The 17,056-nt window shown below is 74.3% G+C and carries 13 protein-coding genes and 2 tRNA genes; 6 read left to right on the top strand and 9 right to left on the bottom strand.

Annotation, left to right across the window (positions count from 1 at the left end; translation table 11 throughout):
- Positions 1-2: 2 nt before the first annotated feature.
- Positions 3-959, top strand: coding sequence for an NADP-dependent oxidoreductase (locus tag IW249_RS17830; protein ID WP_196921791.1), 957 nt, complete (start codon positions 3-5; stop codon positions 957-959).
- 52 nt (positions 960-1,011) lie between these two features.
- Here IW249_RS17830 and IW249_RS17835 read toward each other — a convergent pair whose 3' ends face one another.
- A complete protein-coding gene (locus IW249_RS17835) occupies positions 1,012-1,992 on the bottom strand; it encodes an ArsR/SmtB family transcription factor (RefSeq protein ID WP_196921792.1) in 981 nt (326 codons plus the stop codon).
- A gap of 70 nt (positions 1,993-2,062) precedes the next feature.
- On the opposite strand from IW249_RS17835, the gene IW249_RS17840 reads away from it, so the two are divergent.
- A complete protein-coding gene (locus tag IW249_RS17840) occupies positions 2,063-2,878 on the top strand; it encodes an isocitrate lyase/PEP mutase family protein (protein WP_196921793.1) in 816 nt (271 codons plus the stop codon).
- Between the two features lie 102 nt (positions 2,879-2,980).
- Here the strand turns inward: IW249_RS17840 and IW249_RS17845 are convergent, their stop codons facing one another.
- Positions 2,981-3,223 carry a DUF6458 family protein gene (locus tag IW249_RS17845; protein ID WP_091400768.1) on the bottom strand — a complete coding sequence of 81 codons (243 nt, stop codon included), beginning with the start codon at positions 3,221-3,223 and terminating at the stop codon, positions 2,981-2,983.
- 147 nt (positions 3,224-3,370) lie between these two features.
- On the opposite strand from IW249_RS17845, the gene IW249_RS17850 reads away from it, so the two are divergent.
- Positions 3,371-3,443, top strand: a tRNA-Gly gene (locus IW249_RS17850).
- 26 nt (positions 3,444-3,469) lie between these two features.
- Positions 3,470-3,544: transfer RNA gene (locus IW249_RS17855), tRNA-Val, on the top strand.
- A 112-nt stretch (positions 3,545-3,656) separates the two neighbouring features.
- Here IW249_RS17855 and IW249_RS17860 read toward each other — a convergent pair.
- From IW249_RS17860 to IW249_RS17875, 4 genes are read right to left on the bottom strand one after another with little or no spacing between them, the layout of a single operon-like run.
- The gene (locus tag IW249_RS17860; protein WP_196921794.1) at positions 3,657-6,410 is read right to left on the bottom strand and encodes an FtsX-like permease family protein; all 2,754 of its coding nucleotides are present in this window, start codon (positions 6,408-6,410) and stop codon (positions 3,657-3,659) included.
- Positions 6,407-9,571, bottom strand: coding sequence for a permease (locus tag IW249_RS17865; RefSeq protein ID WP_196921795.1), 3,165 nt, complete (start codon positions 9,569-9,571; stop codon positions 6,407-6,409). Before IW249_RS17865 ends, IW249_RS17860 begins: the two co-directional genes overlap by 4 nt.
- A 7-nt stretch (positions 9,572-9,578) precedes the next feature.
- On the bottom strand, positions 9,579-10,301 hold the full coding sequence (locus IW249_RS17870; protein ID WP_196921796.1) for an ABC transporter ATP-binding protein: 723 nt from the start codon (positions 10,299-10,301) through the stop codon (positions 9,579-9,581).
- A complete protein-coding gene (locus IW249_RS17875; RefSeq protein WP_196921797.1) occupies positions 10,298-11,230 on the bottom strand; it encodes an ABC transporter ATP-binding protein in 933 nt (310 codons plus the stop codon). Before IW249_RS17875 ends, IW249_RS17870 begins: the two co-directional genes overlap by 4 nt.
- A 156-nt stretch (positions 11,231-11,386) precedes the next feature.
- Here IW249_RS17875 and IW249_RS17880 point away from each other — a divergent pair, with 156 nt between their 5' ends.
- Positions 11,387-12,379, top strand: coding sequence for an NAD-dependent epimerase/dehydratase family protein (locus tag IW249_RS17880; RefSeq protein ID WP_196921798.1), 993 nt, complete (start codon positions 11,387-11,389; stop codon positions 12,377-12,379).
- A gap of 12 nt (positions 12,380-12,391) precedes the next feature.
- Here IW249_RS17880 and IW249_RS17885 read toward each other — a convergent pair whose 3' ends face one another.
- On the bottom strand, positions 12,392-13,366 hold the full coding sequence (locus IW249_RS17885; RefSeq protein WP_196921799.1) for an Acg family FMN-binding oxidoreductase: 975 nt from the start codon (positions 13,364-13,366) through the stop codon (positions 12,392-12,394).
- 194 nt (positions 13,367-13,560) lie between these two features.
- Here IW249_RS17885 and IW249_RS17890 point away from each other — a divergent pair, with 194 nt between their 5' ends.
- Positions 13,561-14,199 (top strand): response regulator, encoded by a 639-nt coding sequence (locus IW249_RS17890; RefSeq protein WP_196921800.1) that lies wholly within the window; start codon positions 13,561-13,563, stop codon positions 14,197-14,199.
- 15 nt (positions 14,200-14,214) lie between these two features.
- Here IW249_RS17890 and IW249_RS17895 read toward each other — a convergent pair whose 3' ends face one another.
- The gene (locus IW249_RS17895) at positions 14,215-15,888 is read right to left on the bottom strand and encodes a sensor histidine kinase (RefSeq protein ID WP_196924833.1); all 1,674 of its coding nucleotides are present in this window, start codon (positions 15,886-15,888) and stop codon (positions 14,215-14,217) included.
- Between the two features lie 97 nt (positions 15,889-15,985).
- Positions 15,986-16,969 (bottom strand): Acg family FMN-binding oxidoreductase, encoded by a 984-nt coding sequence (locus IW249_RS17900; RefSeq protein ID WP_196921801.1) that lies wholly within the window; start codon positions 16,967-16,969, stop codon positions 15,986-15,988.
- Positions 16,970-17,056 lie beyond the last annotated feature (87 nt).

Genomic DNA, 17,056 nt, shown 5'->3' on the forward strand with positions numbered 1-17,056 from the left:
GCATGAGAGCGGTTGGACTGCTGCGCTACGGCGGGCCCGAGGTGCTGCGGGTGGTCGACCTTCCGACGCCGCACGCCGGCCCTGGTGAGGTCCGCATCCGGGTACGCGCCGCGGCGGTCAACCCCGCGGACACGCTGATCCGGGCCGGCATGACGCCGGTGCGACTGCGCGGCGGCGACCCGCTGCTGCCCGGTCAGGACATCGCCGGCACCATCGACGAGGTGGGTTCCGGGACCAGTGGTGCTCTCGCCCCGGGTGACCCGGTGATGGCCATGATCAATCCGACCCGGGCGGCCGGCGGCGGGTACGCCGAGTGGGTAGTGCTCCCGGAGACCTGGGTGGCGCCCGCGCCGGCGGGCGTGTCACCCGCCGAGGCGGCCACCCTGCCGTTGAACGGGTTGACCGCCCTGCACGCCCTGGACCAGTTGCGGCTGCCACCGGGCAGCACCCTCGCGGTGACCGGAGCGGCCGGCGCCGTCGGCGGGTACGCGGTACAGCTCGCCAAGGCCGCCGGGCACCGGGTGTTGGCCGACGCGGCGCCCGACGACATCGAACTGGTCAATGCGCTCGGCGCCGACGTGACGGTGACCCGAGGTCCCGATGTCGCCGACCGCTTCCGGGAGCACGCCCCGGACGGGGTGGACGCCGCTGTCGACGCCGCGTTGCTCGGCGGGGCGTTGCTGCCGGCGGTGCGCGCAGGTGGTGCCGTCGCGCTGCTGCGCGGCGGGCCGGATCCGGTGCTGCGGGCGCAGGCCGACCAGCGGAGGATCGACATGGTGTCCGCGTACGTGCACGAGTACGACGGCCGCCGTGACAAACTCGACCTGCTTCGGCGGCTTGCCGAGGAGGGTGCGCTGACCCTGCGGGTCGCCGGCCGGTTCCCGCCGGAGGAGGCGGCCCGGGCGCATCAGCTCCTGGAGGCCGGAGGGGTGCGCGGCCGGTTGGTCATCGAGTTCTGATTCCGCCGCCGGCACCACCGGGGCATGCTGGCCCACTCGCCGGCCGCGACGCCTACCCGCTGGCGGAGAGCAGCGCCTCGGCGAGGTCGGTGCGGGCGCTGAGCAGCGTCCGGCCCCTTCGGTGGGTCACCACCAGACCGGCCGCGCGGAGTGCGGTGAGGTGTTGGGAGACCCCGCCGGGTGACATCTCGCTACGGCGGGCCAACTCGGTGGTGCTGACCGGCGAGGTCAGCTCGGCGAGCAGCCGTGCCCGCCCCCGACCGATCACGGCGGCCAACGCTTCCGGCACGCCGTTCGGACGCTCCCAGACGGCGCCGAGCCCGCGGGCGGGATAGGCGAGTTGTGGCGCGTCCCCGGCGGACACGCTCAGCACCGACGGCCAGACGAAGACGGACGGAACCAGCACCAGGCCCGGGCCGTCCGTGACGTCCGGGGCCAGGCAGTGCCGCTGGGCGACGAGCAGGGTGTCATCCTCCCACCGCACCTGCCGATGCAGGTCGTTGAGGAGCACCGCGGCGCCGTCCTCGGCGAGGATGCGGGCGCGGGCAGTGACGTCCGCGTCGAGCAGCAGCCGCAGCCGGGGCCAGTGCGGGGCCAGGGCGATCCGCCAGTACGCCTCGATCTCTTCGGAAAGCCGGCGCAGCCCGGCCGGCGGGTCGGCGTACAGGGCGGCGAGCGCTGGAGTGCGCTCACCCGGGTACAGGTCCAGGTGCGCGCGCACGGTGGCGGCCGGGGTGGCGCGCAGGGCGGCGAGTTCGGCGGCCAGATCCGGGATGAGGCCGGTGTGTGGCGGGGTGAGGAAGTCGGCCAGGTAGCCGGGCGGGGCCGGAACGAGCTGCCAGAGCAGCCCGCCGTTCGGGCCGACCAACCCGGCGTCCAGCAGCGGTGGACGGACCCGGCGTACCCAGGGCAGATGGACGGCATGGTCGCCGGGGTCGCGCAGCACACGGACGCTCGCGACCACCTCCCACAGGCAGGAGACGGCGAACCGGACGCGGGCGACAGCGCCCGCCGACAGGCTGATGGCGACCACGGCACCCCCGGTGGATTTAGCTGGGACTGAAACATTATCGCCAGGCTCGGGGTCACCCGAGACTTGCCGGGTGAGCGAACACCACACCCGAGCTGAACTGTTCCGATCCCTGCACACCGCCGGGTCGCCGCTGGTCCTGGTCAACGCCTGGGATGCCGCGAGCGCCCGCATCGTGGCGGCGGCCGGCGTCCGCGCGGTGGCCACCACAAGCGCTGGCGTCGCCTGGAGCCTGGGGGCGTCCGACGGCGACGTCCTCGGTCGCGACGTAGCCGTCGAGCTGATCGGCCGGATCACCGCCGCCGTGTCGCTGCCGGTCACCGCGGACATCGAGTCGGGGTACGGGGCGACACCGGCGGAGGTGGGCGTGACCGCCCGAGCGGTGATCGACGCGGGCGCCGTCGGAGTGAACGTCGAGGACGCCCGACGGGGGGCCGGCCCGCCGCTGCGCGACGTGCCCGACCAGTGCGCCCGGATCGGCGCAGTGCGGGGCGCGGCCGACGCGGCGGGCGTGGCACTCTTCGTCAACGCCCGGATCGACACGTTTCTCAGTGGTGCCGGGGATGTAGACGAGACCGTGGCCCGGGCTCGCGCCTATCTCGCCGCTGGCGCAGACGGCATCTTCGTGCCGGGGGTGGTCGACCCGGTGACCATCCGGGTGTTGGTGCAGGCGGTGCCGGCGCCGCTGAACGTGCTGGCCGGGCCGGGTGCGCCGACGGTGGACGAGTTGGCCCGGCTGGGGGTGGCCCGGGTGAGCCTCGGCTCCTCGGTGGCCGAGGCCGCGTACGCGGTTGCCCGCCGCGCGGCCGACGAGGCGCTCGGCGCGGGTACGTACGGCGCGCTGGCGGACGCCCTCGACTACGGCACGCTCAATGAGCTGATGCGGTGAGCGGTGCGGGCTGCGGGTGAGACGGGTCGGCCGCCTCGCCGAAGGCGGCCGACCCGGAATCACGTTGATCTGGCGGCTCCGCCAGCGATGGAAGTGGTCGTGTCACAGCGGAGGCGCGATGTCCCGCCGCTCCTCGACCTGCCGGTACTCCACCGGCTGCTCGGTGGTCGTGACCACCTGGCGGCGGCGACCCCAGATCAGCGTGGTCATGATCAGGCCGAGGACGCCGGCGCCCATCAGGATCCAGCCGACCACGTCGAGGTTGATGCCGCCGACGCTCGCGTCCAGTGCGAAGGTGAGGATCGCGCCGAGCGCGATCAGGAAGATGCTGGTGCCGATACCCACGACAGCCTCCTTAAGGGGGTGTGGTGCGCTGTCGGACCCTTCAGTACCCCGGCCGGGACCAGCGCAACCACGACCGACGAGGGCGCCGTGCCAAGCGATCTTGGCGTCGGGTAGAGTTCACCTGTCGCCGGCGCTTGCCGGGGACGTGCGGACGTAGCGCAGCTGGTAGCGCATCACCTTGCCAAGGTGAGGGTCGCGGGTTCGAATCCCGTCGTCCGCTCGCGATGCGCCCCACGGGGCCGCCACGGGCGATTGGCGCAGTGGGAGCGCGCTTCCTTGACACGGAAGAGGTCACTGGTTCAAACCCAGTATCGCCCACCATCTATGCAAGTTGATCGGCTGGCCCGTTACCGGATATCCGGTAACGGGCCTCGGCTTTTCTGCTTCGGCGTCCGAGGCGATGCGGTCGAGCGCCACCTGGCCATCGGGCCCGTCACTCGCCGGCGCGGAGTACCTCGCTCAGCCGGTCGCGTCGCCGCAGCGCCGACTCGACAGGTACGACGGTGGCGGCCGCCGCCAGCAGCGCCACGCTCGCCAGGCCCAGCAGCCACCACGGCAGGACCGTCGCCGGGTCGTCGCCCTGGCCGGTGAGCAGCCGCAGGTCGAGCGGGCCGAGCGTCAGGCGCGCGAGCAGGGCCCCGAGTAGCGGGCCGCACACCGCGGCGACCACGACCGGCGGCAGCAGCTCTCCGGCAGCGACCCAGCGGACGTCGCGTGGTCGCAGGCCGAGGGTCCGCAGCCGGGTCAGGGTCTGCCACCGCTCCGACGCACCGGCGGCTGCGGCGAGCGTGAGGCCGAGCACTCCCAGCGCCAGCAGCACCGCGGCGGCCGTCCACGCCAGTCGTAGTAGCCCTTCGGTCAGCGGAGCCACTCGCTGCGCCCGCAGGGCGTCCGCGCGCAGCACGACGTCGGCGGCGACGCCGGTGTTCGACACGGCCCGCGCCGCGCCGGGACCGGTCACCCAGACGGTGTTCGGAACGGCGGGCAGCCCGGCCTCGGCGAGGGCTGCGGTGTCCACTATGACGACGTCGTTGGCGCCGCCGACGGAGGGAGCGGTACCGACCGCGGCGAGACGGATCGCCGGGGCGCCGTCCCGGGGTAGTTGCAGCCGCGTGCCGGTCCGCAGAGCACCGTCGCTTGATCGGACCAACGCTGGGATGTCCCCGGGGCCGGGACCGGGTGCCGTGAGCCGGGCCAGCGCCGGTGCGTCGGGCAGCGGAGTGCTGGCCAGCAGGCGCTGGAAGGCGGCGGTGTCCACGATGACCAGCCGTGGGGTGAGCAGTGTCGACTCGGTGAAGACGCGTGCCGAGTCGGTGACCTGCGCGACGACGACCTGCTCCACCCCCGGTGCGGCGGCGACGCGTTCGGCGAGTGCGGGCGTGGCGGCGTCGGCGCCGACGTCGAGGCGGGCGTCGGCGCCGACGGTGCTCCACGCGCCGTCGGCCAGGCCCCGGGTGACTGTGGTGCCGAGGATGAGCGCGAACGACGCGAGCGCCGTGGTGCTGACCAGAACCAGCAGCGGCAGCGCGCGCCCGGCCTTTGTGGCCGCCTGGGCGGCACTGAACACGGCCAGCGGGCGGCGCGAGCGCAGGGCCCGTCGGAGCGCGAACCGTGCCCCGAGGGGTAGTAGCCGGAGCAGGACGAGCGAGCCGACGAGCGCGCCCAGAGTGAGGGCGCTGATCGGCAGGATCAGGTCTCCGGTCAGCTCACCGGTGTCGCCGTCGGAGGCGACGGGCAGGAGCCTGCGCTGGTGCAGTGTGACGAAGGCGGCGACCGCGGCGATCAGGACAGCGGCCTCCACGGCGGCGCGGCGCAACTGGCCGGTGGCCCGGATCCAGCGCCGAGCGGCCGGGTTGGCGGGTTGGCGCCGGTCGCGGCTGGCGCGGGCGGCGGTGAGGGTGCCGAACGTCGGCCCGGCGACGGCACCGGCCAGGACCACGGGAACGGCCCAGGTCCAGGAGACGCCCGGTGCGGCCGCGCGGGCGAGCGCGAGCCCGACGGCGGCGGCCGACAGGGACACCACTGTGGACTCGATGATCAGTTCCGCGCCGAGGTCGGGTAGCGCCGCCCCACGCTGCCGGGCGGCGCTCAGCACCGGGGTACGGCGGCGGACCAGCAGGTCGGCGGCGAGCAGCAGGACCAGTACCGTGGCGGTCAGCACCCCGGCGAGCAGGACGGCGGCCTGTGCGGAAGCGGCGCTGTTCCGGGTACGGGCGTCGCGCAGGGCGGTGTCGAGTTGCGACTCCCACAGCAGGGACTGTTCGCGGTCGCCTGATGAGCCGGAAGCCGCCTTGAGCTTGACCACCTGGCTGGCGAGCGCCGCGGTGGCGTCCCAGGTGAGCGCCTCGGGAACGGGTGCGAAGTGGACGGTGCGCCGCAGTTGGTCCTCGTCGACGGCGAGCCGGGCGTCCGGTAACGACTCGCGCGACAGCAGGCCGGCGAACCGGGTGGTCCCCACGCCGTCGGCGCCGGGTACGGGGCGCAGTAGCGCCGGGGCGAGTCGCCACGCTGGGTCGGCGCTGTCCGCGGGTCGGTAGATCCCGCTGATCCGGACGTCCTTGTCGCGACCCTGGCCGTCGCTGACCGGGATGCGGTCGCCGGGGCCGAGGTCGAGTGCTGTGGCGTCCTCCTCGGACAGGCCGACCTGCACCGGCCAGGGCGGTCCGTCGTAGGGGGTCTCGACGTACTCGTCGGAGACGGCGGGGCCGGGCCGGCTGCCGGCGATCCAGGTCACGTCCGGGCCGCCGAGGTCACCGGCCAGGTAGGTGAACTGGAAGGTACGCGGCACGCTGCCGCCGGTGATGCTGAGGATCGGGCCGTTGACGGCGGCGACGGGCGGGAGCAGCGCGGCGTCCAGGTCGGGCCCGAGCGCGTCGGTCGCCCGGGCGCGGAAGTCGTCTATGGCCTCGGCGAGGCCGGGCATCCGCACCCGCCCGCCGGTCGGCCCGTCGTCGCGTTCCCAGTTGGCATGGACGAGGACGTTCGCGTCGGTGCCAGCGCGGCGGACCGTGTCCTGGACGGCGTCGTCGGCGGCGGCGCGGAGCAGCGCCGGCACGGCCCCGGCGAGCAGCGTGACGGCCGCGATGACGGCGGCGGTGAGCAGCAGCGGCCCCGCGTCGGTACGGCCTCGGCCGCGGATGCTGGGCCAGTGCGGCGCCGGCCACCGGCGGGTCAGCCACCTGTTCACGGCGACACCCGCAGGTGCGCGGCGTCGGCCCGGCGGACCTGGACGGTGACCACGACGGCGACCGCCAGCATGCATCCGGCCAGCAGGACGGCGAGCAGTGCGGCCTCGGCTGGCCACGGCCAGTGTGGCTGGGGGGCCGGAACGGGCGCGGCGCCGGTGTCGGAGCGCACGAGCAGGGGAGCGACGACGCGGGTGGCGAGCGTGCCGACGGCCGCGCCCGCCGCGAGCAGGGGCAGCAGAACGCCGGCGTGCTGGCCGAGCAGCACGGCCCGGATGCCGCGTCGGGACATCCCCAGGCCGCGCAGCCGCGTCACCTCGACGGCCCGGACCTGTAGATCACCGGTGACGTGCAGGACGACGCCGGCGAGCAGCAGCAGGGCCGCGGCCGGGACGATGAGCCGGAGCGCGGCCGGCACCCCGGCACTCAGCGGGCCGCCGGTGAGGCGGGCGGTCTCCGCCTCGCGGGTCGCGACGGTGCCCAGGTGCAGGGCGGTGGCCCGCTCGGCGGCACCGGGACCGGCTGGGTGGCCGACCCACCAGGCGTCGACCGGGAACGTCAGGTCGCCGATGACGGCGCGTGCCCGGGACAGCGCGTCCAGGTCGGCCAGGACGGCGACGGCGCCCGGGGCGGACGGTACGGTCGGGACGACCTCGGCGACGACGACCGGGACGGGCGTGGTGCCGACCGTGACGCTGAGCTGGCTGCCGCTCTGGGCGCCGACCTCGCTGGCGAAGCGGGCGGAGACGGCGACGGGCACCGGGCCCGGGTCCGGGAAAGCGGTGGCGACGAGGGTCCGGGCGGCGTCGTCGGCGCCGCCGAGGTCGACGGTCGCGGCCATCCGCAGCGCGGTTCCCGTCGGCGTGGCGGACGCCGTGACGGTCAGGTCGTTCACCTTGCTCGGGACCGGCGGCGCGGACGTGGCGGTCCAATCCGATCCGTGGGTGGGCCTCTCCGCCGACCCGGCGGACGGCACGGTGAGTGTGACGGCTACGGCGACGGGTCGGCCGACCGCGTCGGAGGTGATCGGCAGGGCGACCGCGACGAGGCGCTGCCCGTCAGCCGTCGCGCAGGCGGGCAGCCGAAAGTCCTGACCGTCGAGCGGTACGGCGGGACCGGTGCAGGACGTCCGGAGACCGGTGGTGTCCTGCAGCAGCAGCCGGGGCGTCACGGCGAGCGGGGTGTCACCGGCGGCTGTCCCGCTCAGGACGAGCGGGGCCCCGGTCGGAACGGCGAGGCCGGTGACCCGGGTGCGTGGCGCCAGCGTGGTGCCCACGTCCGCCCATCCGCGGTCGCCGTCCAGCCGCCCGCGCAGCAGCGCGTCGGCGCGGGTGGTGTCGACGGCTACCAGGCGCGGCGCATCGCCGGCGCCGCCGAGCCACTGACCGACGGCGGTACCACGGTCGAGGACCGGACTCACGGCCCCCGCGGTGGCCGCGCCGACGAGCGCGCCCTCTCCGGGCACCGGCGCCGTGCTGAGGGTGAGTGCCAGGTCGGTGCCGACGGAGAGCGCGGCCTGGTCGCGTTGCGACTGGTGCCACGTGTTGTCGAAGGCGAGGCCGAAGGTTCCGGCCGCGCAGGCCAGTCCGACGAGCAGCCCGGCGGCGACCGCCTGTGGCCGGCGGGCGGTCTCGGAGACCGCCAGCGGAAGGACCAGCCCGCGGGCGCGGTACGCCAGCCGGTCCGCGCCGCGAAGGGCCGGCAGTACCACCCGGAGAGCCAGGGCGGCGCCCGCGGTGAGCAGCAGCGCCGGCGCGAGCACCCGGACCGTGTCGGCGCGTGGGCTGGCGGTGGAGGGCTGCGCGTACAGCTGCCACCAGCCGGCGGCGGCGAACACCGCGAGCATCAAGTCGGCGCCGGATCGGGCCAGCAGTTCGCGGCGGGTGCGCTGGTCGCCGGCGACCGGGACGGGCCGGATCGCCAGGACGGTGAGGACAGCGGCGAGCACCAGCGCGCCGCCGGTGACCGCGAGGACCTGGGCACCGGCGATGGCCGGCCGGACGGTCAGGCCGGCGTCGTCCATCGGCGGCAGGTGGGTCAAGCCGGCGTGCACAGCCGACGAGGCCGGTATCGCGAGCGCGGCGGCGACGGCGGCGACGAGCCCGGCCTCGAGTGCCGCGGTGGCGGCGAGTTGGCGACGGCTGGTGCCCAGGGCGGACCGCAGGGCGGTCTCGTCGGCGCGTATGCCAGTGGTCAGCCGGCCGGCGAGGACGAGTGCCGTCGCGGCCAGGACACCGCCGAGGACGGCGACGGCGAGCACGACGGCGGCGGTGACCTGCCGTTGATCGTCGGCGGACCGCAGGGTCAGCGGCAGGTCGGAGGAGACACGTGCGAGCCCGACACGGTCGCCGAGGGTGCCGGCCAGCCGGCGGTCGGCGGTGCGGATGGCCCCGGCCACGGTCTCCAGGTCGTGGCGGTTGGGCTGGGACAGGTCCGGATGGGCGGTGACCTCCATCCGGTCGACTGTGGCACCGGTGGTGACCAGGTCGGCGAGGTCGACGAGGAACGGGCCGTAGGCGTTGACCGGCTGCATGAAGCGGCCGTCCCGGTAGCCGGTGGCGGAGCCGGCCGCGGCGAGCGGGTCGCGGTCCCAGCCGCGTCCCGGCAGGGGGCGTACGACACCGACGACTGTCACGTCGATGGCCGGGACGGGCGCGTGGGCCAGTTCGGCGCCGAGGCGCACCCGGCGACCGGGGGCGAGGCCGAGCAGTTGTGCGGTGGATTCCAGCAGCACCGCGTCGCCAGGGTGCTGTGGCCAGCGCCCGGTGACCAACTCGCCGCGGGTGGGCAGGTCGTCCAGCCCCGACAGGTACGCCTGGGCCGGGACGGTGGTGCCCTTGGCGAGCCCGGGCGGCAGCGCCCGCAGCACCGTGGACGCCCGTGCGGTCGTGGTCGCCGGGAACGGTGTGAGCGCGGAGGCCACCACGGTGCGGGTGTCGGCGGCGACGGACGGCGTGTGCTGGCCCTCGACGGCGCCGGTGTAGACGGTCACGTCGACGGCGGCGGGGGCGGCGCGGGACATGGCGACCTCCAGCGCCCGCTCGGCGGTGCGGGTGACCAGCAGGGTGCAGGTACCCAGCACTGTCGCGCCGATCGTGACGACCCCGAGGAGGGCTGCCAGCAACGGCCACTGCGCGCGGGCGCGCCGGCTGACCAGCCTCATCGTCGCGTCACCCGGCGTCCGGCACGGGTGCGTACGGCTGCTCGGCCGCCTGCTCGTCGAGGTGCCCGTCGTGGATGCGGATCACCCGGTCGGCCAGGGCCATCATCACCGCGTCGTGCGTCGACACGAGGACGGTGACGCCTTCGGATTCCACTATCCCGCGCAGCAGGGCCATCACCGACAGGCCTGTCTCGGCGTCCAGTTGCCCGGTGGGCTCGTCGGCGAGCAGAAGCTGGGGCGAGGCGGCCAGCGCGCGGGCGATCGCCACCCGCTGCTGCTGGCCGCCGGACAGCTCGGCCGGCCGCTGCCGGGCGTGGTCGGCCAGGCCGATCAGCTCCAGCAGCAACTCGACCCGCCGCTCGCGCTCGGCCGGGGCGACGCGGGCCATCCGCAGCGGGGCCGCAACGTTCTCGGCGGCCGACAGCACCGGGATCAACCCGAAGCTCTGGAAGACGTACGACACCTTCTCGCGCCGCAGCCGGGACAGGCCGTCCTCGTCGAGCGCTGTGACGTCGGTGCGGTCGACGTGCACGGTGCCGGCGTCCGGGCGGTCCAGGCCGCCGATGACGTTGAGCAGGGTGGTCTTGCCCGAACCGGACCGGCCGACGAGCGCCACCATCGAACCGGCGGCCACGTCGAACGACACGCCGTTCAGGGCGTGGACGACTGTCGGCCCGGTGCGGAAGCGCCGGTGTACACCGCGCACGCTCAGCAGCGGCTCGTTGCTCATTCGCCGCTTCCCGAGTCGGGGTGGATCGTGATGTGGTCGGGTTCCAGGGCCAGCCGGACCCGTCGGGTCAGCGCCAGCGCCTGGCGGAACTCGCGGGGCACCTGGACCCGCCCGGCCCGGTCCATCACCGCGTACTCCTCGGCGGTCATGTGCGTGTCGCCCTCCGCGTTGGTGGTGGTGCGCCGCAGGACCTCGCTGCTGGTGCGCCCGTCCCGGATCGCGACGGTCCGTTCGACCTGGCCGCTGACCTCCGGATCGTGGGTCACCACGACGACTGTGACGCCGTAGCGCCGGTTGACGTCCCGCAGCACGCCGAAGACCTCAGCCGACGTGGCGGCGTCCAGCTCGCCGGTCGGCTCGTCGGCGAGCAGGACCCGCGGCTGGTTGGCCAGCGCCACAGCGATCGCGACCCGCATCTGCTGCCCGCCGGAGAGTTGCCCGGGGCGCCGATCGGCGCAGTCGGCGACACCGAGGCTGTCCAGCAGTTCGGCCGCGCGCTCCCGGCGCTCCTTCTTAGCGGTGCGGGCCGCCGTCATCGGCAGGTCCACCATCTCCCGTGCGGTCAGGTAGGGGATCAGGTTGCTCGCCGTCTGCTGCCGTACGAACCCGACGGTGTGCCGCCGGTAGTCCACCCGGTCGGCGCGGGACATGGCCAGCAGATTCCACCGGTCGACGCGGACCCGCCCGGCGGTGGGGGCGTCGATGCCGGCCAGGATGGAGAGCAGCGTCGACTTGCCCGATCCGGAGGCGCCGACGACGGCGACCAGCTCACCGCTCTGCACTGCCAGGTCCAGCCCCTGTAGTGCCTGCACCTCGATCGAACCGGTCTGGTAGATCCGCACCAGGTTCTCGCAGACGATGAGCGCGTCCCGGCCGAACTCGGGGGCCCGCGCGGATGGCTGCGGCAGGGACAGCGGTGAGCTGGACATGATTGAAGCAGTTTCGCAATCGGCGGCTTCGTCGACCATGCCCGGGGCGGCTTTCCTGCATGCTGGACGGCACCGCCTCGGGGTTCTGCCACGGGCAGATCCGCTGCCGGCGAACAGGGGTGTCCTCCGCCGACCCGGGCCGGCAGTGTGGAGCGCATGAGACTGCTGGTGCTGGGCGGTACGGGTTTCGTGGGCGGGGCGACGGTCACTGAGGCGGTCCGCCGTGGCTGGTCGGTGACGGTGTTCAACCGCGGGCTGCACGGCATGGTGCCGCCCGGCGTACACCGGTTGCGTGGTGATCGCACCGCCCCGGACGGCCTGGCGGCTCTGGCCGGAGGCGAGTGGGACGTCGTGGTGGACACCTGGGACGGCGCTCCACGGGCGGTACGGGACGCGGCCCGCACGCTGGCCGGCGCGGTCGCGCACTACGCCTACGTCTCCAGCGGCTCGGTCTACGCCCCGCCGGTCCCGGCGAACGTCGGCGAGGAGGCGTCCACGGTGGAGGCCCGCGCCGACGCCACCGAGGGGGACTACGCGCAGTTGAAGGCGGGCGGGGAGTTGGCCGCGACGGAGGTCTACGGCGAGCGGGCGTTGCTGGTGCGTGCCGGGCTGATCCTCGGGCCGGGGGAGGACATCGGCCGCCTGCCCTGGTGGCTGCGGCGGGTGTCCCGGGGCGGTGACGTGCTCGCGCCGGGCCCGGCCGACCTGCCCGTGCAGTACGTCGACGTGCGCGACCTGGCCCGGTGGACGCTGGACCGGGCCGTCGAGGGAACGGGCGGCGCGTTCAACGTGATCAGCCACCCGGGGCACACCACCATGGGCGAGCTGCTGGACTCGGTCGTCGCGGTGACCGGCTCCGACGCCCGACTGCGGTGGACCGACCCGGAGCCGATCCTGGCCGCTGGCGTGGTCCCGTGGAACGACCTGCCGATCTGGGTACCGCGCGGTCACGAGTTCCGGTGGTTGCAGGAGCGTGGCGTGCAGAAGGCGTACGCCGCGGGGTTGACCTGCCGACCGGTGGCCGAAACCGTCGCCGACACCTGGCGTTGGCTGACCGCCGTGGGGTCGGTGCCGCCGCGCGCCGGTCGACCGGCCCGGGAGCCGGTGGGCCTTGACCCCGAGCGGGAGGCGGCGCTGCTCGCCGTCTGAGCCCTGGGCCGCTCAGGTCTGCGCCACCGGCAGGTCCAACACCTCGTCGACGCCACGTCGCGGGGTCGGCCGACCTGGCTGGCCGTACCCGATCCGCAGCACCATCTGCGGTGTGCCGAACCGTCCCAGTGACAGCCGCAGTTGCTCCCGCGCCGCGGGCACCTCGATCGGCTGGGACAGCATCGACACGCTGAGTCCGGCGTCCGTGGCGGTGAGCAGCAGGCGTTGCAGGGCCTGCCCGGCGATCACCTGGTCCACGGCGGTGTTGCCCACCGAGCCCAGCACCCCCACCAGGGGTTCCGGTTCGAAGTCCCGCCCGGGGGCGCGGTCACGCCCACCGTAGGCGCGGGTCGGGAGGACGTCCTGCGGCTCGCCCTGCGGACCTCCGGCCGAACTGGGCACGCCGTCCGGGGTCGGCTCCCGGCGCAGCCACCGTTCCCGTTCGGCCCGGTACGCGGGGTCGCGCTCCAGCACCCGGTGCGCGCTGCGCGCGAGCTCTCCGAACGCGGAGACCGCGCTCACCCCGATCAGCAGTTCCAACCAGCACTGCTCGGCATGGGCCGCCTCGCCGAGGCGCCACCGGGCGTCGGCCGGCACCGGGTCCGGCCAGAACGGCTGGCGGTTGCTGAATCGGCGTGGCATTGCCGCGTACAGGCTCTGCTCGGTGGGGGTGGGTCGGCGCGGAAGGTCCGGTACCAGCCGGGCCAGCAGGTCCGGCTCGGCCGGGTCGGGGCGCAGCCGTACCCGGGCCGGGATGCCGGCCACGGCCAGGGCGATCCGCAGGTTGAACAACGCCGCGCCGCAGGCGATCCGGACGCCCCACCCGCTCGGGTCGGTCGCCGGTAGCCGGCGGGAAGGGTCGGCCAGCACCTCGATGCCGCCGTCGCGCAGCCGCAGCCGCCACGGTTGGGTGTTGTGCAACGACGGTGCCCGGACCGCGTCCACGGCGGCGGTCCGTAGCTGGGCTGCGGTGTAGCCGATGTCCATGGCGGTGCTCCTCTCCGGCTGGGCCGGCGGCGGGTGGTGCCGCGCTGGCCGGCGTACGTTCACGGTCCATCGTTCGGTGGTCGCCGAGCAGGGCCGGACGTCCCGACCAGCCGGGTCCGAGCGCCCGCTCGCTGCGGGCCGGTCGGGACCTTCGGCCCGTGCGGTGGGCCACCGGCAGCCTGTAGAAACGAGGAATGATCCGTGTGTTCCTCCTCGACGACCATGAGGTCGTCCGCCGTGGCCTGGCCGACCTGTTGCAGAGCAGCGGCGACATCGAGGTGGTCGGCGAGTCCGGCTCGGCGCAGGAGGCGGCCCGCCGCATCCCGGCGTTGCGGCCCGACGTGGCGATCCTCGACGCGCGGCTGCCCGACGGCAACGGCATCGACGTGTGCCGTGACATCCGCGCCGTCGACTCGTCCATCAAGGGACTGATCCTCACCTCGTACGAGGACGACGAGGCGTTGTTCGCGGCGATCATGGCGGGTGCCGCCGGGTACGTGCTCAAGCAGATCCGTGGCACCGACCTGGTCGACGCGGTGCGTCGCGTCGCGGCCGGGCAGTCACTGCTCGATCCGGCGATCACGACCCGGGTGCTGGAGCGCATCCGCAACGGCGTCGAACAGCCGCGCGAGCTGAAGTCGCTCACCGAGCAGGAGCGGCGGATCCTGGAGTACGTGGCCGAGGGGCTGACCAACCGGGAGATCGCCGGGCGGATGTTCCTGGCGGAGAAGACGGTGAAGAACTACGTCTCCAGCGTGCTGGCCAAGCTGGGCCTGGAGCGCCGCACACAGGCCGCCGTTCTGGCCACGCGTCTGCTCGGCAAGACGCCCTGACCGGGGTCGCGGCAGTCAGTCGCGCAGCGGCACGGCCCAGCGCACCTCGGTGCCGTGCGGATCGACCCCGGTGATCGTGAAGGTGCCGTCGAGGCGGTTGGCGCGTTCACGCAGGTTGACCAGGCCACCCCGGGCGGCGGCCGGGTCACAGCCCACCCCGTTGTCGGTGACCGTCACCGTGACCTGGCCGGCGTCGACGCGTACGGCGACGTCGACGCGGGTGCTCCGCGCGTGGCGGACCACGTTCGACAGGGCCTCGCGCAGCACGGCGGTGAGGTCCGGGCGGATGGCGTCCGGCACGGCGCTGTCCACCGGCCCGGTCAGCTCCAGGTGCGGCCTGAAACCCAGCGGTTCGGCGGCGGCCTCGATCGCCTCACGGATCTCGGTGCGCAGCTCCGAGGTCATCGGCGTACGCAGCTCGAAGATGGTCCGGCGGATGTCGCGGATGGTGGCGTCCAGATCGTCGACGGCCGCGTTGATCCGCTTGGCCACCTCCGGGCGGGCCATCGGGGCGGCGCTCTGAAGTTGCAGGCCAGTGGCGAAGAGCCGTTGGATCACCACGTCGTGCAGGTCGCGGGCGATCCGCTCGCGGTCCTCGAGAACCACCAGTAGTTCCCGTTCCTCCTGGCCGCGCGCCCGTTCCATCGCCAGCGCGGCCTGCCCGGCGAAGCTGCCCAGCAGCGTCAGGTCCTCCTCGCTGGCGCCACCGCCGCGCTCCGGCCGATGTGCCACGATCAGCACGCCGTGCAGGGTCTCGGCGGTGGTGAGTGGCGAGATCATCGCTTGGCCGGTGTGCAGCAGCGCCGGCCAGGGCGCGGCGTGCGCCAGGTCGTCCACCTGGTCCTGCCGGCCCTCGGCGACCGCCGCGCCGAAGCTGGTGTCGGCGGCGGGCAGAACCGCACCGACGAGCGCGTGGGCCTGCTCGTCGGCGCCGTCGACGACCTCCACGGAGAACTGCTCGGCGTCGGTGTCGTAGAGCAGCACCAGCGCCAGCTCGGCCTCGGCGACCTCGCGGGCTCGGCGGGCGACCAACGCCAACGCGTCGGTACGGCGTACCTCACCGAGTAGCACCGTGGTGATTTCGGCGGTGGCGGCGAGCCAGCGTTCCCGCCGGTGCGCCAGGGCGTACAGGCGGGCGTTCTCGATGGCCACGCCGGCGGCGGCGGCGAGCGCGACGACGATCTCCTCGTCGTCCTCGGTGAACTGCGCGCCGCCCTGCTTCTCCGCCAGGTAGAGGTTGCCGAAGACCTGGTCGCGGATGAGGACCGGCACGCCCAGGAAGCTGTGCATGGGCGGGTGGTTGGCCGGGAACCCGTAGGAGCGGGGGTGCTGGGTGATGTCGGGCATCCGCAGCGGCCGGGGTTCGTCGATGAGCAGGCCGAGCACACCCCGCCCGTGCGGCAGGTCGCCGATCTGTTCATGCTGCTCGGGCGTGATGCCGTGGACGATGAAGTCGTGCAGCAGCCGGTCCGGGCCGACCACGCCGAGCGCGCCGTACCGGGCACCGACCAACTCGCAGGCCGCCTGCACGATGCGTTGCAGGGTGGTGCGCAGGTCCAGGTTGGTGCCGATGCCGACCACCGCGTCGAGCAGGGCCCGCAGGCGCTCCCGGCTGGTCACCACCTCGCCGACCCGGACCAGCATCTCCTGGAGCAGTTCGTCGAGACGGACCCGGGACAGCGGGCTCAGCCCGAGCGACGGTGTCGGGGACGGTTCCTGACGGGGCGACGGAGCGCTGCTGGTCACCGGGGGATGGTAGCGCCGGTGCCGCTCGTCGCCAGACCCGTCAACGGACGGCGGAGGTGTCGACCACCTGCGCGGTGGTCAACCGCGGCGTGTGCGGCGGACCGGAGTGTGCCGGGTCCGCGATGCCCAGACGCACCACGAGGTACGGGAAGCCGATCCCGGAGAGCAGCTGCCGCAGGGTCTGCCGGGTGCCCGGCACCTCCACCACCGCGCTGAGCGGCACCACTGACACGCCGAGGCGGGTGGCGGTCAGCCAACCGGCGGAGAGCGCCTCGCCGGCGCGCAACCAGCTGTCCCGTTCGTCCTCGTCGCCGTGCAGCATCGCGTACACCGCCATCCGGTCGTGGCCCGGGCCCACCGGCAGGCTGCCGGGCCGGCCGAAGTCGCGGCCCGGCACTGTGGTCTGCGCGGGCTGCTCGGGCAGCACCTCCGCCGGCAGGCCGGTGCCCGAGCCGGCCCGGCTGGTCCAGTACGCCAGCTCGGTACGCAGCTCCGGGTCCTCGGCCTCGACCGTGTCGGCGTGCGCGGCGGTCGCGGCCAGCTCCAGCACCTGGTCACGGTCGAGGATCTGCAACCGGCAACCTTCCGCGCTGACCGCCCGGGTGATCTCCTCGATCGCCGTGGGCGGAACCGGCTCGTCGCTGACCGGCCGCCGGTCGGTGTGTCGCACCTGCATGCACTGCACCAGGCGCATGGCGTCCGGGTCGGCAGTGGTGTGGCTGAGGTCGGTCAGCCGGGCCAGCAACTCGCTGTCGGCGGGGTCGGGCAGCCGTTCCACCACGGCGCGCCACCCCTCGGCGGCCAGCGCCAGTCGGGCGTGGTGCAGGGCGGTGCCGCAGCTGATCGCGAGCAGTCGCCCCTCGGGGTCGGTGGCGGCGAGCTGTCGGTCGGCGACCGAGCGCAACTCCAACGCGTCGGGCAGCACCCGCCAGCGCCACGGCTGGGTGTTGTGCACCGAGGGAGCGTGGCCGGCGGTGGCGGCGGCCTCCGCCAGCGCGGTGGTCAGTCGACTTTCCTGACTCATGGTCACGACCTTTCCGTCTCTGCTCATCGTGCCGTACGACACGTCGCCGCGTCGGGGGTTGCCGCCTCATCCTGGGTCATCTAGTGG

Origin of the sequence: Micromonospora vinacea, from assembly GCF_015751785.1 — a bacterium.
Taxonomy (GTDB): domain Bacteria; phylum Actinomycetota; class Actinomycetes; order Mycobacteriales; family Micromonosporaceae; genus Micromonospora; species Micromonospora vinacea.